The sequence below is a fragment of the Dyadobacter chenhuakuii genome (assembly GCF_023821985.2).
In the GTDB taxonomy this organism is placed as follows: domain Bacteria; phylum Bacteroidota; class Bacteroidia; order Cytophagales; family Spirosomataceae; genus Dyadobacter; species Dyadobacter chenhuakuii.
Map to the genome: position 1 here is coordinate 3,125,628 of NZ_CP098805.1, position 23,759 is coordinate 3,149,386.

Sequence of the window (23,759 nt, forward strand, 5' to 3'; positions counted from 1 at the left end):
TTATTATTTAGTCACTTTTCAACGATTTTACCGGGTTCATCAAAGCGGCCTTGATGCTTTGGAAACTAGTTGTGAGCAAGGCGATTGCTATGGTTGCAAGCCCGACATATACAAATGTGAAAGGACTGATTTTGATTTGGTAAGCGAAGTCGGAGAGCCATTTGTTCATACCATACCAAGCAGCCGGAACCGCTATTGCGATCGCAATCAGCATTAGTTTCACGAAATCTTTCGAAAGCAACAGGACAATGCTTGCAACCGAAGCGCCCAGCACTTTTCTGACACCGATTTCCTTGGTTCTTTGTTCTGAGATAAAAGCAATTAATGCGAACAGCCCCAGGCATGCTATAAAAATGGTAATGCCAGAAAACAATGCAAGAATTGAAGAAATACGGTTTTCTGCCTTATACATATCGTCAAATTCCTGGTCCAGGAAATGATATTCAAATGGGCGCATCGGGAAGTTTTCTTTCCAGCTTTTCCTGAGCAGTTCTACGGCCTGCGTTGATTCGTTACCAGCAATTTTCACCATTATTTTTCCAAAATAATTGTATTCCGGAATGATGGCGATGGGACCTATTTTTTCGTGCATTGATCTGAAATGAAAGTCTTTGGCAACCGCTTTCACGGCTCCCTCCCTGCCATTCATGCTGACCAATTTACCAATGGCCGTTTCTGCCGTCCAGCCCAGCGCCTTTACTGCGGATTCATTGAGAATGAATGCGAATTTTCTTAACGCCGCCGAATCCGCTGTTGCCTGTAAAATATCGGTGTCGTTGAAATTCTGACCGGCAACGAGCTGCATTCCGAGTGTTGGCACAAAATCTTTTTCTACCGGAATGGCAGTAATGTTCAACTGGAAATTCTGCGGTTTGTCGCTGGCAGTGATGGTATAGCCGCCCTGCACATTCAGCGGCGAATCATAAGAGGCGGTAACCGACTTAACAATGGGATTATTGAGCAATTCGTTTTTGATCGTCGTCAATTTCCCGGTGGAAATGCCGGTGCCCATGTTCACAACAATGATTTGCGAAGGATTCAAACCCAGATTTTTGTTCTGAATGAAATGAAGCTGCTGGTTGGCAATGATCGTCCCGATGATGAAAAGGACCGAAACGGTGAACTGGAAAACAACGAGCGAGCTGCGCAAGCCGGAGCCACTATTGGTTGCAAGGATTTTCCCTTTCAGCACCTTAATAGGCTCAAAGCCGGAAAGCACCGCGGCCGGATAAAGTCCCGACAATAAAGTCACAACAACAGCCAAGCCGATCATCAGCAGGATGACGGAATAAGCCGGCCAGATGCCCAACCCCAATGCGCTTTCTGTGAGATTGCTAAGAATTGGAAAACCCAGAAAGGAAATAAGCAACCCTATCACAATCGCAAGGATCGTAATAAGGCCGCATTCAAATAAATATTGACGAAAAACCTGCATTCTGTCTGCCCCCATCACTTTCCGAACACCTACTTCACGCGCACGAACGACAGACCTGGCTGTAACGAGATTGATAAAATTAATGCAGGCAATAACCAGAATCAGCAAGCCGACGCCGGAAAGGATATAAACATATTTGTAATTGCCCGAGGCCTCCAAGCCCGCAGAGACGTTGGAATAAAGGTGAATACGGTTAAATGCTTCCAGTTCAAATCTTAGCTTTGTAGACGGGTCCTGCGGATTATTCAGGTTTTTGGCAACATACTGATCCACTTTGGCCTGCAATGCACCTATGTTCGCCTGTGGTTGCAGCTGCAAATAAGTGTACTCATTGGCAGCATCAAATGTTTCCGTTTTGGAGCGGGGCAATGTGCTGTAACTGCCTAACCAATTCCATTTTATATGTGAATAAGACGGAATGTCGGCAATAACGCCGGTTACCTGCATGGTCAGATTTTCGTTCATCAACACCGACTTGCCGATCGCGCTTTCGTCACCAAAATATTTCCTGGCAGTGGTTTGATCTATAACCAACGAATTAGGCTGCGCAAGCGCCGTAGCCTGATCGCCTTCGATAAACTCGGAGGGAAAAATCTTGAAATAGGAGGCGTCCGCAAAAAGGACTTTCTTCTCATTGAAGAGCTTATCATCATATTTGACAGCCACTGCTCCCCCACCGCTGTAAGGATAAAGCCGGACCGCTTCTTTGATCTCACCGAACTCGCGCGCAAAAACAGGCGCCAGCGCCGTGGGTGTGACTGCAACATTCACCGGCTCGCTGTCACCGGATTGATAAAACAAATTCACCCTTACAATATCAGCACTATTGACCTGAAAGCGGTCATAACGGACTTCGTGCAGGACATAGGTGGCCAGCAAAAGGAAACAACCAATCCCCAGTGAAAGCCCTATGATGCTGACAAGAGAGTTGGTTTTGTATTTCCAGAGATTTCGAACGGCAATTTTAAAATAATTCTTAAGCATGTGTTATGTATATGATCAGGTTTAAATTTTACTCACTTTTTAATGACTTGACCGGGTTCATCAACGCGGCCTTTATGCTTTGAAAACTGATGGTAAACAGGGCAATCGCGACGGAAATAACAGCTGCAAATACAAATACGCCCCAATGAATATTTGTATGATAAGCAAAGTCCTGCAACCAGGAATTCATTGCATACCAAGCTATGGGTGAAGCAATTACAATGGCAACCAGCACCAATTTCAGAAAATCGTTGGATAGCAAAATCACAAGACTGGTGACTGACGCGCCAAGCACTTTCCGTACACCAATCTCCTTCGTCCGGATTTCCGCCATGAAGATCGACAAACCCAGTAAGCCCATGCAGGAAATGAAGATCGCAATGCCCGAAAACATACCAAAAAGCAGCTGCTGGGTTTGTTCTGTTGCGTACAAAACGCCGAATTTTTGATCCAGAAACTCATATTCAAATGGCCGGTCAGGAAACTGTTTCTTCCAAACGGACTCAATGTGAGCCAAAGCTTCTTTGATATTACCACCCGAAATATGCACCGACATCCAGCCTAACCGGTCTGTTTGTGCAAACATGGCAATAGGAGCCACTTTCTGGTGGAGTGATTCGAAATGATAATCCTTGGTAACGCCCACGATCTGGCCGCGGATCTCGCCGTAACCAAAGCGGGCACCAACAGCGTCGGCAGGATTTTTCCAGCCTAACTGCTTTACGGCAGTCTCATTCAAAATAAAACCGTTGGTCTTATCTGTCGAAAAAGCTTTCGAAAAATTCCGTCCGGCTGCCATTTCTATTTCATATGCCGGAATAAAGTCTTCATCCACAGACAATGATTTCACGCCAATATCTGCTGATGCCATGGAATCGCCTTTCATGACATAGGCCTCCCAGGAATCCAGCAAACGGCCCGAAGGAATGCGTGATGATCGTCCCACCTCCACAATGTTGCTGTTTGCCTTCAACTGCTGCTTAATGCTCTCATAGTTAATGACCGAATCACTTCCGGCACGCAATAGCACCATTTGATCTTTGGAATAACCCAGTTTGTAATTTTTTACATATTTCATCTGATTATAAACCACCGCCGTACAAATGATCAGCACAACGGCAATCGCAAATTGTGTCACCACAAGGCCCTGACGCAGTTTTCCATTTTTCAATGCAGATGCAATGCGGCCTTTGAAAACACTTAGCGGCTGAAATGAAGTCATGAAGAATGCCGGATAACTTCCTGCTATCACGCCCGTGAATAAGGTGATAGCCAGCACAATGCTCAGGAATACAGGATCCAATAATGCATCGAAAGAAAGTTGTTTTTGTGTAAAGTCATTCAAAAACGGGAGACATATAACGACCAACAGAACGGCAAAAAACAGCGACACAACGACCAGCAAAATAGATTCACTCAAAAACTGCCGCACCAGCTGGTGCCTTACCGCGCCAATCACCTTCCGCATGCCCACTTCCTTGGCCCGCGTAGCGGAACGCGCGGTAGCGAGGTTCATATAGTTAATGCAGGCAATGACCAGGATAAAAATCGCGATAGCTGAAAACAGGTAAACATATTGGATATCACCATTGGATTCAATTTCTGAATCAAGGTGCGAGCGCAAATGTATGTCTGTAAGTTTTGTCAGGTTAAGAACCGAGTAAGTGGACGCTTTGGGATCAATATGGCGGTTCTGGAATGCCGGAAAGGCTTTTACCAGCTTTTGGGGATCATAATTTTTAGGTAAAAGCAAAAATGTCGAGAACGAATTATTCCCCCAGTTTGACCTTAAACCCTCAGCTCCATAAACCCGGTCGTCATTCAGTGTAGAAAAGGAAATCAATGCTTCCGGATGAAAGTGAGATTGAGATGGCAAGGACTCAAAAACACCCGTTACAGTGCAATCAAACTGGTTTTCCAGCTTAACAGTCTTTCCGATCGGGTTTTCTTTGCCAAAATATTTCTCCGCCATCTTTTTGGAAAACATGATGGAGAAGGGATTTTCAAGCGCTTTGTCGGGGTTACCCTGGAATACCTTGAAAGAGAAAAGCTTAAAAATGTTGGCCTCGGCTGCGAAAACGTCATTTTCATTGTAAATATTCTCACCGTACTCAATCAGCCCGCCCATTTCAAGTAACCGCACAACCTGCTCAACCTCAGGAAAATCCTGCTTCACCAAAGGACCAAATGGCGGTGCTGCATGTCCCAAACGAAGCGATTCGGTGCCGTCTTTGGAAAGGAATGTCCGGTTCAAACGATAAATGCGTTCGGCATTTGCATGAAAACGGTCATAGCTCAGCTCGTCTTTAACATAAAGAGATAAAAGCAAAAAACAAGCAAGGCCGATGGCAACCCCAGATATATTGATAAAACTGAATGTCTTGTGTTTCAGTAAGTTCCGGAGTGCAATTTTAAGATAGTTTTGAAACATGGCTATTGGGCGTTTGACTTGCACGCCAATAAATTTATGCCATCCATATAAAGGGCTGATTGTCAGAAATTTAAAGCGAAAGCAATTGTCCGATAACGGACATGGTTGTTCGCCTGTGCGCCGAGACAGACTTCTGGCTTAAACCTCGGAAGCCTGTCTCAGTCAGCCACATCAATTCTGAACATCGTCGTTTCTGATGCTGCGCTTGTTTTTCTTGATGGCTTCTTTCAACCGGCCAAACTTATAATTAAGGCTTACATTGAAGTAACGGAAGTAATCTCTCCGGTCGTTGAAGGATGTAAAATTCGGCCCGGATGTTTCTGTATGGTATTTTCTGAATTTTGTAAATGGGTTATTTGCTGCGGCGGAAAACGAGAGTTTATCCTTTATAATGTCCTTATTCACACTGAACGAGGGGCTGATCATTGAATTGGACGTGCCTTGCAAATTCACGCTTGGCCCCATACTTACCAAATTTGCATTAATGCGCCAGTCTTTTTCCAGTTTGTAACCCGTTGAAGCTGACAGCTGATACATCACACCGCTGTTAGTAATGATCGCGCCGTTCACAACGCCCGTCACTTTTCCGTGAGCAATGCGCAGGTTCGCGCTGAAATTCCATTTTTTGGTGATCGGATAGTTCATATTCAAATTTCCATTAATGAGCCTGGCCCGGCCTGTATTTCCGTACGATGTGCGGGTGATTTCGGTCTCCGGATTGTACACGGCAACCGCAAAAATCAGGTCTTTAAATTGTGTAAAACCCACACCAAAATTGATAGATCCCTTTTTAGATTTGCTATAACCCAATTGCAGATCATGCACGAACGCAGGCCGGAGATCCGGATTTCCTGTTCTTTCGAAACTCGGATTCGTGCGGTCGACGAATGGATTGAGCTGATAAATGCCTGGACGCTGAATGCGTTGGGTATAGCCAAAATTCACACCGACATTATCCTTAAATTTCCTGTTGATCGAAACTGAAGGAATCACATTGAAATAATTTTGCTTCACTTTCGAATCGGTAGAAACAAAGTCGGCATTGATGACGGTTTGCTCAATCCTTGCGCCTGCCTTTACGCCCCAGTTTTTGAAACTGTATTGATACGTGTTATAAGCCCCAAAAACATTCTGCGTATTATTGAACATATTACTCATGGCGGTATTTACCACAAATGTCTTACGCTCAGCGTCGTAGGTGCTATATTGAAAATCACTCTGGTTATCCCGCATAATGCCTTTCAGGCCAGCTTCAATGTTCAGTTTTTTAATCGGATACACATAATCCACCTGAAATGTCTGCTCTGAGAAGCTCTGATCGTTGATCTGACGGTAATCCGGTGTGTCGTAATTAATCCTTTCGGAGATCAGCAGGTTGCTGTTTTGGTCATTGTCAAAACCATAGTAGCGATAAGACAAAGTCAAAAGCCTGTTTTTATCTGCTTTAAAGCCTTTTTGATAATTCAGTGCTGCGTCCATTCCCTTTCCACGACCGTCATTGAAATTTCTCACACGATAACCCTCCACCACTTCCTCATTCACGTTGATTACCGAAGTCTGATTGCCCGACCCATCAGATTTACTCCCGTTGAAATTCACCTGGGCACTTAATAAATTGAGGCTATCTGCCTCATAACTAATCTCATATCCGATATACCCGTTCTTATTTCCTGATTGTGTAAAATTCTCCTGAAACAATTCTGATGGTTCCGTTCCCAATGCGGTCCGTCCCACCTGCGTACGTGTCAGCGGCGTGTCGTAGATGCTGCCGCCGGCCAGGGCTGTCATCCCAAATTTGCCCAGCTTTGCAGAAAATGTCCCGCCAAAACCAGGCCCGCCAACGCGGAAACGTTCGCTTACATTCAATGTGCCATTGTAACCATTATCCAGTTTTTTGTTTGTGATAATGTTGATAATCCCTGCCAATCCTTCCGCGTCGTATTTTGCTGGCGGCATTGTGATCACTTCAATGCGTTCGATGGAAGAGGCTGGCATGCTTCGCAACACTTCTTTATAGCTGCGTTCGACCATACTGGACGGTTTGCCGTTGATCAGAATTTTGAAGTCCGCATTGCCTTTAAGGTAAATGTTCTCATCGCCATCCACTGACAGGAAAGGGACCTTGCGCATCATTTCGAGCACACTGTAAACTTTGCTTTCGGGATCGGCCTGCAAATCGTAAGTAATGCGGTCAATCTCCTGCTTTACAATGGGTTTAAAAGCCGTAACCGTAACTTCTTTCAAGCCAACAGTTGCAGGGCTAATCACTATCAACCCTAAGTCAATTGTATTTTTTAAGCTGTCCGAAAGATCAGCGGTAAGTGTTTTTGAGTGATAACCTACTCCCACAAGGACTACTGAATATTTTCCTGGTTTCAGTTTCTCAAAAGCAAAGGACCCATCGGTTTTTGTAAAATCAGCTTTCAACGCGGCATTTCCTAGCATCAGATTAACGGTTACAAAATCAAGCGGCTTTCCGCTTGCAGAGTCGGATACCGCACCGGAAATTTTACCGCCAGGTGGCAAGGACTGACCACGAGCAGCGGAACAGATGCATACCAGCCCGTAGATCAGGGCTGCAAGAATAGTTGAGAATAAAGTTTTCATGGCTAATTGATTATGGCTAACAGATAAAAAAAAGGCATAGAAATTCCGGTAAGAGTTTTCACTCTTTTAAAATTTCCGGCACTAAATGATTTTGAAATTTGCCCTTGGCGCGCTTGACTTAATGCACACCATGCGACACAACAAATGTATACAAAGGTACTTTGCGATGCAAGGTACTATGCTAAATTAATTTTTAGCTGTATAATGTTGTCGTCTAGCTACTGAATTGGGATTGCCTGAAAACAAAAAGACTTGCTAAGTCTTGAAGAAACAGAGTCCTTCAAAACTTAGCAAGTCAAAAAAATCAGGTTAGGTTTGATTAACCTCTCCGGTTGTAACGTCCGTTATTGTAGCTGTTCTGGTACGCAAACAGGCGTTGGCGTTGCGCGGGTGTCAGCACTTCGAGAATGTCTTTTTGTTTAGCCTTTTCCAGTCTTTTTGCATTCTGAAAACTGCTGTATCTTCTGTTAGACATCAGCTCATCATAGTGGTTTTCGATTTTTTTGATTTTATTTTCCTGCTTGCGGGTCAGCTTTACAATCTGGTCCAGCTTGTTGATTTGGTATTCCTCCAACGCATTGTCTCCGCGCGAATTGTTCACAGCAGGAACTTCATGGCGGTAACGTTGTGCGAAGCTGTTACCAATGGTCAGTGTTATTATGGTTGCGATTGCCAAGATGGTCTTTTTCATGGTTTCTAATATTAAATTGTTTGTTTATGTAGGTTAGAGGCCTATTTTCCACAAACGTTTAACGCACCAGAAAAGCAATCTGCGAACTGTAACAATTACCAGATCATCTGCCCATCGGCACCGATGAATTGCTTTTATATATTTATAAAAGCCGGGTTAAAACCCGGCGCCAGGAAATCTTTCGTGCCTGACGGCACTTGTCAGGACGAGTGCCGTCAGGCACGTACATTTTTAACCCCGGGTTTCAGCCCGGGGAGGAGAGGCAGAGGCAGAGGCAGAGAGAGAGAGAGAGAGAGAGAGAGAGAGAGAAAAAAAGAACCCTACTCGCTCCTCAGCGACTTCACGGGATTCATTAATGCGGCTTTGATAGCTTGGAAACTTACGGTCAGTAACGTGATCAGGATGGCAGTGATGGCTGAGACGGCGAAAACGACCCAGCTTAGCTCAATGTGATATTCATACTTTTTCAGCCAGTCGCTCAGGAAATACAATGCGATGGGTGATGCAATGGCGCAGGAAACGATGACCAGATACACGAATTCTTTAGAGAGCATTGCCCACATTTGCGCAACGCTTGCGCCGAGCGCCTTTCTGATACCGATTTCCTTGGTTCTCTGCTCAGCCGTATAAGCGGCCAGACCGAATAAACCTAAGCAGGATATGAACACAGCCAGCACAGCAAAAACTCTCGCCAACTTCCCAATCCGTTCCTCAGCGCGGAATTTAGCCTCATATTCCTCGTCCGCAAACTTGAACTCAAATGGCGAATCCGGATCGTGCTTCCTGAATATGGCCTCTACTTTTTTGAGAGACTTTTCTATGGGAGCGCCAGGCAATAGCTTCACATTGATCAGGTTAGCCCATTCGTAATCCATTAAAAAGACAGTCGGGACGGCAGGCTCATAGGGAGATTGCATGACCATATCCTTAACAACGCCCACCACTTGTCTCGGTTTTCCATTGAAGCGGATCGTTTTACCAATAATATCCTTTATACCCGTCAGCTTAACGGCCGATTCATTAAATACAAATGCTGCTGTGTCCGTCGAGAATTCTCTCGAAAAATCGCGGCCTTCAATGATTTTCCAGCCAATTGTTTTTCCAAAATCATGCGTACAAGCAATGGTCCCGAACAAAGGAACAGAACCTTCTTCCATCCCTTCCCACTCAAAACCGATCTGATTGGAATAAATGCCGGTCGTAGGACTTGACGATTCACTCATTTCGTATACCACGCCGGATTTCAGCAGATCGTCACGCAATGGATAATATTTGCCAAAAAGATTTGGCGAAATATTGATCTGTAAAAGCCCTTGTCTGTCATAACCGACCGGCCTGTTTTTGGCATGCTGGATTTGCTGGAAAACGATGATCGTTCCGATAATTAATGTGATAGAAACTGTAAACTGCATTACAACCATCACTTTACGCGGCACGGCTGACCACTTACCCACTTTAAATGTGCCTTTCAAAACGGCAAGCGGATTGAACGATGACAAATAAAAGGCCGGATAACTGCCTGATATCAGGCCCGTGAATAATGAGAAAATGACCAGCATCAACCAGAACTGAATGTACTGCCAAGGAAAACTCACGTGCTTGCCGGACAAATCATTGAACGCAGGAAGCGCAACCAAAACAATAAGAATAGCGAGGATCAATGCGAAGGAAACCACCAGAAACGATTCGCTCAGGAATTGGAAGATCAGCTGGCTGCGCAATGATCCGATAGACTTTCTAATACCAACTTCTTTCGCACGTTTTTCGGACCTTGCGGTGCTTAGATTCATAAAATTGATGCAGGCCAGCAGCAGCACAAAGACGCCGATAATGCTGAATAGCCACACAAACTGGATGCCACCACCTACATTTTTGCCATTTTTAAAATCCGAATACAGGTGCCAGCGGCTCATCGGATGCAGAAAATATTGTGGTTTATCCGTTTTCGAAAAAGCATGCGGCAGTTCCACATCCCGTATTTTTAAGGACACCTTTTCAATATCTGCATGGTCCGCAACCTGCGCATAAAACTGGAAAGAATGGTTTCCCCATTGCGTTTGAGCTTCTTTTACCCAATTCTCGGCAAGCAGATAATCATTCCAGGGCAGCAGCAAGTTGAGCTCATTAAACTCAGAGTTGAAGGGAATGTCTTCATAAACGCCAGTCACTTTTACATCCTTCTTAATGTCCAGTTTAAGTGTTTTGTTCAAAGGATCTTCCTTACCAAAAAGTGCCTTCGCAACCGATTCTGAGATAACAACCGAGCCTGGCTCTTTCAATGCTGTTTTCAAATCGCCTTTCAGCATTTTCAAAGAAAGCATTTCGGGAAGGGCTGGTTGCGCCCACATACCTGGTTTGTTGATTTTTTTATCACCATTGGCCAGCAAATGCCCGAAATTCCACGATGCCATGGAGGTGTTTTTAAAATCTGCGGAGTATCTGTTGGCCATTTCCGCCACCGCCGGCAGCGACACGGCCCTTCCGCTCCCCGTTTGGCCATTAAACGTTTGACTAATGTACGCTTGCGTAAGCCGGTCGTAGTTTTTGTGATATTTATTAAATGACAGCTCATCCCATACCCAAAGTCCGATCAGCATTGCGACCGCGATGCCTACGGCCAGCCCGGCAATGTTGATGAATGAATAGATCTTGTTTTTTGAGAGATTCCGGAATGCGATTTTCAAATAGTTCTTGATCATTGCCTGTGCAGTTTTGGGTGAATCGTTACTCGCTTCTTAATGATGTAACTGGGTTCACTAAAGCTGCTTTGATGCTCTGAAAACTTATTGTTACCAATGCAATAATGACCGCCCCGATGCCAGCCACGACATATAACCAGGCACTGATCTCCACTTGATACGTATAATCTTCCAGCCAACCCTTCATTACATACCATGCAATAGGAGACGCAATGACCAATGCGATTAAGACCAATTTTATAAAATCGACCGAAAACAAACTGAAAATATTAAATGCCGACGCACCTATCGCCTTGCGAATGCCCATTTCCTTGGTGCGCGATTCAGCCATAAAAGCCACGACGCCGTATAAGCCCAGACAACCGATAAAAATGGCGATTCCTGTAAGGATTTTGAACAGGTCAAACAATTTGGACTCCTTTTCGTAAAAACTGTTCAGCGTTTCATCCAGGAATGTATAGCTGAATAAATAATCCGGGAATGTGGCTGACCAAACTTTTTCAATCCTTTCGATTTGCTTCGCATCCGCATTTTCCGACAGCTTGATGCCTAATGTGCGGTAATTGCCTCGATCGCTGGTAAGCACGCAGGGAATAATTTCACGGTGCAGACTATATGTATTAAAGTTTTTAACCACACCAACAATCGGCAGCTTATGCTCCGATCCACCGATTGTAAGCCGCTTTCCGATCGCCTCAGCCGGATTTTTGAAACCTAATTTTTTCACAAATGCCTCATTCACCACATATTCCCGCATAGTGTCCGCCGGCAAATACATGCGACCGGCAATGAGCTTCAAACCATAAGTTTTCACATAAGCCGTATCCGCAGGCCGCATAACAATCTCGTAATCAAGAAATTCAGCATCATTCTCATATTTAAAACCCGTCTGCCAATTGCTCCTCGACATCGGTGTAAAGGCACTGAAACTCATGGATTTAATCCCCGGTTCATTTGCCAGCTTAGCATACAAACCTTCCATAACGCCCGGATCCTGGCTTGGAATCTGCATACAGATAATTTCGTCTTTCTGAAAACCAAGGTCCAGTGTACGGAAGTATTTCATCTGACTGTAAGCAATCAATGTTCCGACGAGCACGATCTGAGAAATGGTAAATTGCAACACAATAAGTCCCGAACGCAAATTCGCCTGTCCGCTTCCCACCGTCCGCATTTTGCCTTTTAATGCAAGGATAGGCTGGTAACCCGACACCACCATTGCAGGATAGAAACCGGCGAGAACGGTCGTTATGATAGTCAGCACAACCAAAAATGTCATAACCGAAGCATCTGTAACGAAAACAACGCCTTCCGCCTTGATGTTCAGGATGTTGGCAACGTTGGGCAGCACAACCTGCGCCACGATCAGCGCGAGGATAACAGACAGAAAGGTAATGACCGCAGTTTCTGAAAAATATTGTCTTAATAACTGCCCCTTGGTGCTGCCTAACACTTTTCTTACGCCCACCTCTCTGGCACGTCTGAGCGCCTGCGCGGTCGCAAGATTTATGAAATTTACACAAGCCGTAATTAAAATAAACAACCCTACCAGAACCATTGCCCAGATCATTCCTTTGCTGATGGTTCTGCCGGTGTAATTGGAGGTTTTTGTATCAAAATGAATATCATTAACAGGTTGCAGGATAAACTCTTCGGTCGCCGCATCCTTTGGTTCTCTGTATTTTTTGACAAATAAAACCAGCTGCTGCTCCATTTTTTCTTCGCTCACATTTTCCGGCAGCATCATATACATTTGCCCACCGCCGTAAGTGCTTTGCCAGTCGTCCCAGTTCGTAAATGAGCCGTAATCTTTCAGCGACGCGAACGACAGCATGGTTGTGAAAGGGAAGTTTGTCGTCGCAGGCGGGTCCTGGATAATGCCGGTAACAATAAAATTCTTATGGTTTTCGACCCGGATGGTTCTTCCCATCGGATCCGCATTCCCAAAATACTTTTTCGCCTGGTTCTCAGAAAGCACCACTGTGCCCGGATTGTTCAGCGAAGTGGCAGCAGAACCTTTTAACCACTTGTAATCGAATAGTTTGAAATATTCGGGATCGATAAATGAAACCGCATTATTGTCCTCAGGATACTTTTTCCTGTTTGGCCCTTCGCCAATCGTTACAAGTGCACCGCGTAAGGCATATGTGCAGGAAACCTGATTTCGGATCTCTGGAAAATCATTCCGTAATGCTGCCAAAGCCGGAAGCGGCATTCCTGTGTTATAGCCCTTGTCCACCTCCCCTTTCGTATGTTTCAGGATACGGTAAATGCGGTCCACATGCTTATGATGCCGATCAAAACTAAGCTCATACCGGATAGTAAAGAAGATCAGCAAACAACAAGCCAGCCCTAATGTAAGCCCGGTAATGTTGATCAAAGTGAAATTCCAGTTACGCCGTAAATTTCTGAAAGAGGTGATGAGATAGTTCCTGATCATGGCTGTTTATTGCTTTTCAATGGAGAATGTTCAAATGCGCTATATCTGCATCACTCGCTTTTCAGCGACTTCACCGGGTTCATCAATGCGGCTTTGATGCTTTGGAAACCTACTGTTGCTACGGCGACCATTATAGCTGCCAGACCAACTAAAACGAAGATTAACGGGTTGATTTCAATGCGATAGGCGTAATTATCAAGCCATTTCTGCATGAAGAACCAGGCCAGCGGCGTGGCGATGACAATTGCGATCAAAACCAGCTTGACGAAATCTTTGGACAACACAAAAACCAGACTCGCAATGCTGGCACCCAGCACTTTACGCACACCAATCTCCTTGGTCCGCTGCTCCATCACGATCAATGCGACGGCGAACAGTCCCAGGCAGGAAAGAACGATTGCAATGCCTGACGCAAGGCTGAATACTTTCGACAAATGTCCCTCCTCGCGATACCAGGAATTGGTGTTTTCGTCCACAAATGTTCCAGTGAATTCTGTTTCGGGTGCGACTTCGTTCCAAACACTTTTCAACTTATCCATGGCCATGCGCACACTCTGCGGAGTAACCCTGACCAAAATATAATTCACAGACCCCGAGCCGCCTAAATGCATGGTGATAGGCTTTTTCTCATTCTTGGAAGAATAGAGCGTAAAGTCCGGAATTACACCGATGATCTGATATTTAACACCGGCCGTATCAGTCTGGAAGTATTTGCCGACCGGATCGTTTTCCTGGATCATTTTGGCCATACTTTCCGTAATAATCACCCTATCCAGCGAGTCGCTTGGAACAGCCGGACTAAATTCCCGCCCTGCCAGCAAATTGATATTTAGCACTTTGAGATAATCATAATCAACGGGGAGCCAGTCAGTTGTGACCTCTTTTTCTTTATAGGTAAATCCAATGACGCTCCTGGACGTGCTTCTGTCCTTGCCCACACCCAAGTTCACCGCACTTCCGCTGATAGCAAGCACATTAGGATCTCCTTCAAGCTCATTACGCAGCCTCCGCAGGACTTTATTGCCATTGATCTTATTACCAACAGGAATGCTGATCACCTGCTCCTTATCAAATCCGAGCGGTTGAGTCCGCAAATGGTTAACCTGCTGAACGGCAATTATTGTGCTGCAAATCAGTAAGCTCGATAATGTAAACTGCGCGATAATGAGCGAATTCCGAAGCACACCTGGCTTTTTCAATGTTACCTTGCCTTTCAGTACTTCCACCGCATTGAACTTGGACATTTGCCAGGCCGGATAACCGCCTGCAATCAATGTTACCAGGATAAACAGTCCCAAAAGCAGCGCAATTTTGTCCGGTTCCAGCATGTAATCCAGGCTTAGCTTGCTTTGGAAAGTGGCATTAAAGGTTGGCAACAATAAAACAGCAAGTATCACACCGGTTAGGAAGCCAAAAAAGCAGATCACGGCAGCTTCTCCCCAGATCTGAAAAAACAGCTGGTTTTTCAATGCGCCAAGCGATTTGCGGACACCCACTTCCCTCGCCCGAATGAATGACCGGGCGACATTTAAGTTGATAAAATTGATACAAGCGATCAGAAGAATAAAAAAACCGATTCCCATAAGCGCATATACAAGCGCAATCGGCGCCGCACCTCCGCCTGATATCCTTGAATCGAAACGAAGGTTTTTCAGGCTCTGGATTCTGATTGCAAAAATGTCACCCCTTTCGTCCGGCTTTGCACCCTTTCTTTTTAAACTGGTAATGTTATCTGCGAAGTATTTTTCTGCAAATGGTTTCAGCCGCTTTTCAAACGCTGCCTGATCTGCATTGGGGGTTAATTTTAAATATACCCTGTGTGAATGCGCGTCCCACTGCTCCTTCGACTGTTGATATCCCCGGTCGTTTTCTGTTCGCACAAATGCATCGTATTTGATTGTCGAGTTCTCAGGGAAGTCTTTCAAAACGCCTGTAACCACATATTCCTTACGATTTTCATCCAAACCAACTTTCAACGACTTGCCCATCGGATCTTCCTTTCCAAATATGGCCTTAGCCATGTTCTCGCTGATGACAATGCTGCTCAAATCTTGCAGCGCCGCTTCCGTCGTCCCTTTTACAAGTGGGAAAGTAAATATTTTCAGGAAATCCGGGTCTGCAAACATTACTTGTTTATCAAAATATTTCCCTTTGTATTCCAGCACATCACTGCCGTTCACTACTCTCGTAATGCTTTCTATTTCCGGAAATTCCGCTTTCAATGCGGGTGTTAGCGGAAAAGGCATCGAGCCGGAAGCCTGCGCTTTTTCCGGATCATTGGACATAAAATAGGTTTGATAAATGCGCTCTTTGTCTTTATGAAAATTATCAAATGACAACTGGAAGTAAGCCGTCAGGAACAGGAAAGCGCTGATGCAGAATGCTACGGACAGGCCTACAATATTAATAAACGCGTAACCCTTGCTTTTCCAAAGGTTACGCAGCGCTATTTTTAGATAATTTTTGAACATTTTATTATCAGGCTAATATTTATTTCTATTCACTTTTTAACGATTTAATCGGATTGGTAACTGCTGCCTTTATCGCCTGTGTGCTCACAGTGATCAAAGCGATAACCACTGCCAATGCACCTGCTGCCACAAACATCCACCACTGAATGCTAATTTTGTAAGCAAAATCCTGCAACCATTGATTCATAATGTACCAGGTCAGCGGCGTTGCAATCAGCATGGAAATGATCACCAATTTGATAAAATCACTTGAAAGCAACCCAACAATACTTCCGATTGAAGCGCCCAAAACCTTCCTTACACCAATTTCCTTAATCCTTTGCTGCGCCGCAAAAGCCGCCAAACCGAACAAACCGAGACAGGAAATCAGAATGGAAATAATCGTAAATGAATTCACAATCCTGGCTGTACGTGCATCAGCAGCATAATTGCTTTCAAAATCCTGGTCAAGGAATGTATATGTAAATGGCTCACCAGGCACCAGCGACTTCCATTTGGCTTCCATAAAGGGCAGAACCCGGCTTACATCTTTCGTGTTGACGTGGGCGATAATGTAATTATGATTTGCATCGGCACTTAGAAAAAAGGCATACGGCTCAATGGCTTTGTGCAGGTCCTGATAATGAAAATCTTTCACTACACCTACAATTTCGAGCGAACTGATTGCATTATTGCCTGAATTAAAGTCCAGGTGCTGCCCAACTGCCTTTTCCAGCGGGATCGCAAACTTCCGCAATGTAGCTTCATTCACGACAATCTTATAATTGGTATCGCCCGGAAATGCGGCAGAAAACATCCGGCCTGCCGCCATTTTGAAACCCATGGTTTCCATGAAGTCGGGAGACACCCAGTTTGTTTTAACTAATTCATCTTCATTTACACTTTGTCCAGGCAAAAAAAAAACATATCACTCGGATTGAGAATACCCGGATAATAGGCTGTTCCCGAAGCAGCGGTGATTTGATTATTCTCTAACATCTCGTTACGGAGGGCAGTATACGCTTTCCGCGATTCCTCACTTCTGAACGGAATTACAATTTGCTGTTCTTTGGTAAAACCTAATGGCTGCTCCTGCATAAATTTGATTTGCCCCTGAATCACCATCGTTGCCACAACCAGACCAATCGAGATCACAAACTGGAAAACTACCAATCCTCTCCGCAAGGCAGTAGCAGACACCGAATTGACAAATTTTCCCTTGATGACATCCAGCGGGTTGAAAACGGAAAGATAAAAAGCTGGATAACTCCCGGCCAGCAAGCCGGTAATGAATGCCAGAACCACAAATGAGGCAATGATTTCAGGCTTGAACAGTTCCGATAAAGACAATGCTTTATCCGCAAGCTGGTTAAAAATGGGAAGGAACAGAACCACAAAAACAGCCGCAACAATGAGCGCGAGGAATGTGAGTACCAGGGATTCACCCAAAAACTGACCGATCAAGCCACTTTTTCCTGCACCCATTACTTTTCTCATTCCCACTTCTGCGGCACGCTTTGCCGAGCGCGCGGTCGCAAGATTCATGAAATTGATGCAGGCGATCAGCAATGTAAAGATCGCTATCGAAGCAAGGACATAAAGGTAAGTGGTGCTCGTGGTGCTGGTAACAATCTTATCTATCCTGCTGAACAGGTGAATGTCTTTCACCGGAAGTAATGCAAGCTTTTTATCAAAACCGGCGATTTTCAGATCCTTACGTGCATATTTTTCGATAAATGAAGGAAGTTTCTGACTAAATTTTTCTTCGCTGGTGCCAGGCTTCAAACGCAGATAATGGTAAAACATATTGTTACTCGTAAAATTCAGATCAGGCTGCCGCAGGTAATCGCCCACCCAGCCCACTTGGAGCGAGACAAAATAATTTGCATCAATGTGCGACTTCCCTTCCTGACTTTTAAAAACGCCGGTTACCTTGAAATTCTCATTATTCCCTGATTTCCCGCCAATTTTAACCGTCTTGTTCAGCGCAGGCCCACTTCCAAAAAGCCTATGGGCAGCAGCTTCCGAAAGGACCACAGAATGCGCATCTTTCAACGACGTGTGCGGATCGCCTTCGACAAACTCGTAGGTAAAAACATCAAAGAATGTGGAGTCTGCATGAATTCCCTTGGTTTCGTAGAATGACTTTTCGCCTTGCCCCGGCTGGTTTACAGTAAATAGCGACTTGTCTTCCAGGAAATTCTGCCAAAGTCTGGTGACCTGCACCACTTCCGAAAATTCCATTTTCATAGCCTCTGCGTATGGTGCCGGACCCCGCGGGTTATCCATTTTCTCACCACTGGACTGGACATTTTCGCTGCGCAGGAGATACAGGTCGTCAATGTGTTCGTGCTGTTTATCAAAAGAGATCTCACTTTGGATGTATAGCAGCAACAGCATGCAGCATGTCATTCCAACGGATAGTCCAAACACATTAATGGCGGAAAAGAGCTTACTTTTAAGCACATTCCGCCAGGCAATTTTCAAATAATTTTTAATCATGGCTAGTTTTCCTTAATTAATCTTGACCCCGCAAACGCGCTCATTTTCATGAGATGCAGAGGATATTTTATTTTTCATAGCTAAATAGATATTTGAGTCTATTGAATAATTATACCAAGACACGGATAAGCATCATATTACACTCATTATCAATTCATTATATCTAATTTAAAACAACAAAAGTGTCCGGTTTCGGACACTTTTGTTCGGTAATGGACTGGTTGGTGATTTACTCATTCTTCAAACTCTCAACCGGATTAATCAATGCTGTCCTGATGCTTTGATAGCCTACGGTTAACAGGGCGACGGTGATGGCTAATAGGGCGGCGACGGCGAAATACCACCAGGAAATGACAATGCGGTAAGGGAAATCCTGTAACCAGGTGTCTGCCGCGTAATAGGAAAAGGGCAAGGCAAGGACTATGGCAACCAGGACAAGTTTGATGAAATCAGAAGATAGCAATGCTGCTATGCTGGCGGCGGACGCTCCCAGCACTTTTCTGATGCCGATTTCCTTCACCCGCGTTTCCGCATTGAACGTTGCCAGGCCAAATAGCCCGATGCAGGAAACAAAAATGGACAGCATGGCTGCTAATGTGATCATTTCCTTCCACTTCGCTTCCGATTCGTAGCGTTTCAGGTTTTTCGCATCTTCAAATTGATATTCAAACGGCATAAACGGAACGTATTTACGAAATATTTTTTCAACCGTTTTTACGGTTTCCACAGTGTTCCCATTGCTCAGTTTGAGAAATAAGGTGCTTAACCCATAATTAGGATCCTGCGTCATCAACAGCGGCTGGATTGTGTCTTTCAGCGACGCATAATGATAATTTTTGACTACGCCGATGACCGTCAACTTTTGATTCTTCCATTCAAAATTAATTTGCTTCCCAACCGGATTCTGCCATCCGGCCTTTTTCACAAATGCCTCATTCACAACCGCAGACTGCACAGGATCAGAAGGAAAGCTTTTCGAGAAATTACGTCCCCTAATGATCGGAATTCCCAAGGTTTTAAGAAAATTATCGTCCACGCCGATGTATCCAAAATTCATTTTCCCGGTTTCGATATTGGCCAGTGTTCCGTTATAGTTGCCGTTAAATGCTGCAACCTCTTCTATGCCTGCAATGCTTTCAAGTTCTTCTTTCACCACAGCCAGATACTTCTCACCGGATTGGCCCCGACCCAGGCTGAAACTCATCAGATTTTTATCGTTATAACCTAAGTCCTTATTTGTCAAATATTTAAATTGTGAATAAATAACAATCGTCCCGATAACAAGACAAACGGACAACGCAAACTGAAAAACGACCAGGCCTTTGGTCAGATAGTTTTTCTGTGTCAGCCTGGTCCGGTTGTATAATGTCTGCGCCGGGCTGAATCCGGAGAGCACCAATGCGGGATAAAAGCCCGCCACTGCCCCGGTTACGAGGAACAATGCAAAGTATCCGGAAACCAGCTTGCTATCCAGTAAATATGACAATGCCAATTGCTTATTGGCCAGCTCATTGAACGTAGGCAAAACAGCAAGCGTCAGAACAATTGCAAAGACAAATGCCACAAACGAAAGAAAAAATGATTCACCCAGAAACTGGTAAATCAATTGTTTCCGCTGACTTCCCACAACCTTCCTGATGCCGATTTCCTTGGCTCTTTTCAGGGAACGGGCAACAGTTAGATTTACAAAATTAATGCATGCGATCAGCAGGATGAAAATGGCTATGCCAGATAAGATATAACTGTAAATAGCGCTGCTGCCGCGTCCGAGGCCATTGCGCAAGTCGCTTACTTCGCTGTCGAGATGGATGTCCAGGAACGGTTGCAGACTAAAACTGATCTTTTGATCAAAGTCCTTGATCTTGCTGATTTCTTCGGCTGATTTGCTTTTGAAAACCTGATTTAGTTTAGGAATAACGGCCTGGTAACTGGCTTTATCATGCAATAAAACAAATGTGTTCATATAAAAACCCAGCCAATCTTTGTCCGTCCAGCCTCTCACGACCTGCAACTCAAATGGGATCACAGCACCAAACTGCACTGACGAATTCTGCGGGCACTTTTTGGCTACGCCGGACACGACCAACTTCTCAAAAGTATCGCCTATTTTCAGCTCCATTGTCTTGCCAACCGCATCTGTTGTATTGAAGTATTTCTCAGCTATTTCTTCTGTCAGAACTATCGAATTGACATTGGACAGCACCGTTCCAGGGTCGCCTGCAACCAGCGGCATCGAAAAAACTGTGAAGAAATTGTTATCAGCAAACAGCACATCTTCGCTCAGCAGCTCATTGCCTTTCCTCGTCACAAACGTGTTGCTCTGCGCTCTCACAATCTCCTTAATCTCCGGAATCTCCGCTTTAAAGCTCGGCCCGTGAATGGCATTTGTACTGCCGAGCGTCCGTGTCTCACGGCTGTCCGACAGGGTTACTTTTATGCGGAAAAGCTGATCCTTATGCACCTGAAACCGGTCAAAACTGACTTCATCCTTGGTATATAGCACAATAAGCATGCAACACGTAAGCCCGAGCGAAAGCCCGGCAATATTGATAAAGGAGAAAATTTTATTCCTCATCAAACTACGGACGGCAATTTTCAGATAGTTTTTGATCATGGCTTTTGGGTATGAATGTTGACTTACCTCTTTAAGCGCCCCTACTCACTCCGCAGACTCCTCACCGGGTTCATAAGTGCGGCCTTAATGCTTTGAAAACTAACGGTTAGCAACGCAATGGTGATAGCAATCGCCCCGGCAGCCAGGAACATCCACCAGGCCAGGTCTACGTGATAGGCGAAATCGTTGAGCCATAGGTTCATCCCAAACCAGGCGATAGGGATGCCGATCAGGATCGCGATAATGATCAGCCTTAAAAATTCTTTTGAAAGCAAAGCTACAATGTTGGCAACGCTCGCACCCAGCACCTTTCTCACACCGATTTCCTTTGTGCGCCGCTCAGCCGTGTAAGCCGACAAACCAAACAATCCCAGGCAGCCGATAATGATCGAAATCGTTGCGAATGTGATGAAGATCTGCCCTACGCGCTGCTCGCTGCGGTAAACATTGTTGAAATCTTCGTCCATAAACCGGTAACTGAACGGCTGCCCGGGAGCCATTTTCTTCCAGAGTTGCTCCACCTGATCAACGGTTTGGGCCACATCGCCGCCATTCAATTTGAAAACGACTGTTCCGTTGCTGCGCGAAAGCACCAGGCTCAATGCACCAATATTTTTCTTTAATGATTCAAAATGAAAGTTCTTTACAACGCCAATGATCGTATAATCAATGCGTTGTTTCATCTCCTGATCTGCATATCCGAATAACTTCTTCCCAATGGGCTCAGCGTACCCGAGCACTTTTGCAGCGGCCTCGTTGATGATAATGCCGGATGAATCCGAAGGGAATTCTTCCTGGAATGGTCGACCGTTCGCCATTTGCAATCCCATAGTATTTATAAAATCATAATCAACGGCCCAGTTCTGCATATTAATGCCCTTGTCTTGCTGCATCTGGCCAGCCGGAAAAAATGTATTATCTGTACGTGACGATGGCGTTGGCAGGAAACTTGTTACCGTGGCATTTTCCACATTCGGATGTCGCATTACCTGTTCCTTGAATGCCGTAACCTGCTTATCGAGAGCATAAGCGTCATTCACGATCAACATCTGATCCTTATTAAAGCCCAGTTTTTTAGTTTGTATAAAATTTAGCTGACGATAAATAACACCGGTGCCGACAATGAGCATGACCGAGATCACAAATTGAAAAACAACGAGCGCATTGCGCAGATAGCCTCCCTTTCCTTGCAGCTCTACGCTGTTTTTCAAAACTTTCAGTGGATTGAAGGCCGACAGGAAAAATGCAGGATAGCTCCCTGCAAGAACACCCACAACACCGCCCGTAATCAATAATGTTATCCAAAATCCAACTTCCCCAATCGGAAATTTGACTTGCTTGCCTGCCAGATTATTGAAAAGCGGAAGAGCGAAATATGCCAGCGCAACAGCCAATGCCAGTGAAAAAAAGCTAAGCATGACCGATTCTGTGAGAAACTGGTTGACCAGCGAAGATCTCTCCGAACCCAGCGCTTTGCGGACGCCGACTTCTTTTGCCCGGTTTGAGGAGCGGGCCGTTGCCAGGTTCATAAAATTAACACAAGCAATGGTCAGGAGGAACAAAGCAACAACCGCGAATATGTATACGTATTGAATATTGCCATTCACATTAATCTCAGCCGTACGGTCTGAATGCAAATGGATTTCAGTCAGCGGAATAAGCGAGTAACGCAAGTAACTGCCCGACTTGCGAATCTCATCCAGCGAGGCACCCATGAAGCTTACCAGCCATTTGGCTGTGTATTTTTGCAAAACAGTTTCGAAGTTGTTTTCAAACTGCCTGGGATCGACACCTTCTTTAAGCAATAAATAAGTGTTAAAATTATGGCTTCCCCAGCCATTCAGCCTACTTTCAGGATTGGAGCTCATGGATAGCAGCATATTCATATCCCGCAAATGCGACTGCGCAGGAATGTCCTGCATCACGCCTGTTACCGTGTAAGTCTGGTCATTTTCAATTGTTAAGCCCTTACCCATCGGATTTTCTTTCCCAAAATATTTGAGCGCATTGCTTTCCGAGATCACCACAGTATAGGGATCTTTCAAGGCCTTTTCCTTATCACCCATGATTAACGGAAGAGAAAATACCTTGAAAAATGTAGAATCTGCGAAGCATACCTGATCTTCTTTCAGGTTCTCGGTGCCCTCGGACCGGCGTACAAGCTGACTTCCATTCTCACGAAGCCGCACAACCTGTTCAATCTGTGGATAATCCTTTTTTAATGTAAATGCGAGCGGATCGGGCGCGACAGCAAGCGCCATATCTGCCCCACCGAAACGAATGTCTGCATTGACCCTGTGAATACGGTCTGCGTGTTCAAAAGACTTATCAAAACTGAGCTCATCCAACACATAAAGCGTAATCAGCAAACAGCTTGCAAGGCCGAGTGCCAATCCGAAAATGTTCAGGAATGAATAAAACTTATGCTTACGCAGGTTCCGCCACGCGATCTTAATGTAATTCTGCAGCATGTCCGTTGTTTTTAAATGCCCCGTCCGGGAAGCTCTATTTCAATCTCGAAGTGGTCAATGATCTGCTGGCGTTCTTCCTCTGATTTCTCCGCCGCATTCACCGTTTTTTCGTAAATGAATTCTTCATTCCGCTTGCTGAATTTGTATTGCAAAAACAGCTCTCCCGATTCCTTATTGAACCTTACTTGTTTGGAATAACCATTGTCGCCAATGATCGTAGCGTGCTGCTGATTTTCATCGTCGGAGATCCAGATTTGCGCTTTGGCATCTGCGGAAGAATAAAGAACCGGCGCGTGAGGTGCGGCCGGAGCGGACGGCGCAACAGGCGCAGGCGGAGCTGGAAGCACGTGGCTATGGCTCATTCTCTTTTGTGCGATCGCCAGCGTACTTACGCCGGCGAGGAGGATTGTAAGGATTCTTTTCATGGCGCCTGAT

General features: G+C 45.0%; 12 protein-coding genes. All 12 read right to left on the reverse strand.

Annotated elements, in window-relative coordinates; translation table 11 throughout:
• Positions 1 to 7: 7 nt before the first annotated feature.
• The gene (locus NFI80_RS12930; protein WP_235162815.1) at positions 8 to 2,419 is read right to left on the reverse strand and encodes an ABC transporter permease; all 2,412 of its coding nucleotides are present in this window, start codon (positions 2,417 to 2,419) and stop codon (positions 8 to 10) included.
• A 28-nt stretch (positions 2,420 to 2,447) separates the two neighbouring features.
• Positions 2,448 to 4,850: an ABC transporter permease gene (locus tag NFI80_RS12935; protein WP_235162814.1), complete on the reverse strand. Its 2,403-nt coding sequence runs from the start codon at positions 4,848 to 4,850 to the stop codon at positions 2,448 to 2,450.
• 171 nt (positions 4,851 to 5,021) lie between these two features.
• Positions 5,022 to 7,457, reverse strand: a complete 2,436-nt coding sequence (locus tag NFI80_RS12940) for a TonB-dependent receptor (protein WP_235162813.1) — start codon at positions 7,455 to 7,457, stop codon at positions 5,022 to 5,024.
• Positions 7,458 to 7,776: 319 nt separating this feature from the next.
• The gene (locus NFI80_RS12945) at positions 7,777 to 8,148 is read right to left on the reverse strand and encodes a hypothetical protein (RefSeq protein ID WP_235162812.1); all 372 of its coding nucleotides are present in this window, start codon (positions 8,146 to 8,148) and stop codon (positions 7,777 to 7,779) included.
• Between the two features lie 320 nt (positions 8,149 to 8,468).
• Entirely contained in the window at positions 8,469 to 10,847 is a 2,379-nt protein-coding gene (locus NFI80_RS12950) for an ABC transporter permease (RefSeq protein WP_235162811.1), read from the reverse strand.
• A gap of 25 nt (positions 10,848 to 10,872) precedes the next feature.
• Positions 10,873 to 13,287 (reverse strand): ABC transporter permease, encoded by a 2,415-nt coding sequence (locus NFI80_RS12955; protein WP_235162810.1) that lies wholly within the window; start codon positions 13,285 to 13,287, stop codon positions 10,873 to 10,875.
• A gap of 50 nt (positions 13,288 to 13,337) precedes the next feature.
• Positions 13,338 to 15,758, reverse strand: a complete 2,421-nt coding sequence (locus NFI80_RS12960) for an ABC transporter permease (protein ID WP_235162809.1) — start codon at positions 15,756 to 15,758, stop codon at positions 13,338 to 13,340.
• Between the two features lie 25 nt (positions 15,759 to 15,783).
• Positions 15,784 to 16,605 (reverse strand): ABC transporter permease, encoded by an 822-nt coding sequence (locus tag NFI80_RS12965; protein WP_235162808.1) that lies wholly within the window; start codon positions 16,603 to 16,605, stop codon positions 15,784 to 15,786.
• A 29-nt stretch (positions 16,606 to 16,634) separates the two neighbouring features.
• Positions 16,635 to 18,239 (reverse strand): ABC transporter permease, encoded by a 1,605-nt coding sequence (locus NFI80_RS12970; protein WP_235162807.1) that lies wholly within the window; start codon positions 18,237 to 18,239, stop codon positions 16,635 to 16,637.
• Positions 18,240 to 18,468: 229 nt separating this feature from the next.
• Positions 18,469 to 20,853 (reverse strand): ABC transporter permease, encoded by a 2,385-nt coding sequence (locus NFI80_RS12975; RefSeq protein WP_235162806.1) that lies wholly within the window; start codon positions 20,851 to 20,853, stop codon positions 18,469 to 18,471.
• A gap of 41 nt (positions 20,854 to 20,894) precedes the next feature.
• A complete protein-coding gene (locus NFI80_RS12980) occupies positions 20,895 to 23,324 on the reverse strand; it encodes an ABC transporter permease (RefSeq protein ID WP_235162805.1) in 2,430 nt (809 codons plus the stop codon).
• A gap of 11 nt (positions 23,325 to 23,335) precedes the next feature.
• Complete coding sequence (locus NFI80_RS12985; RefSeq protein ID WP_235162804.1) at positions 23,336 to 23,749, reverse strand: DUF1129 domain-containing protein; 414 nt, start codon at positions 23,747 to 23,749, stop codon at positions 23,336 to 23,338.
• Positions 23,750 to 23,759: the final 10 nt, after the last annotated feature.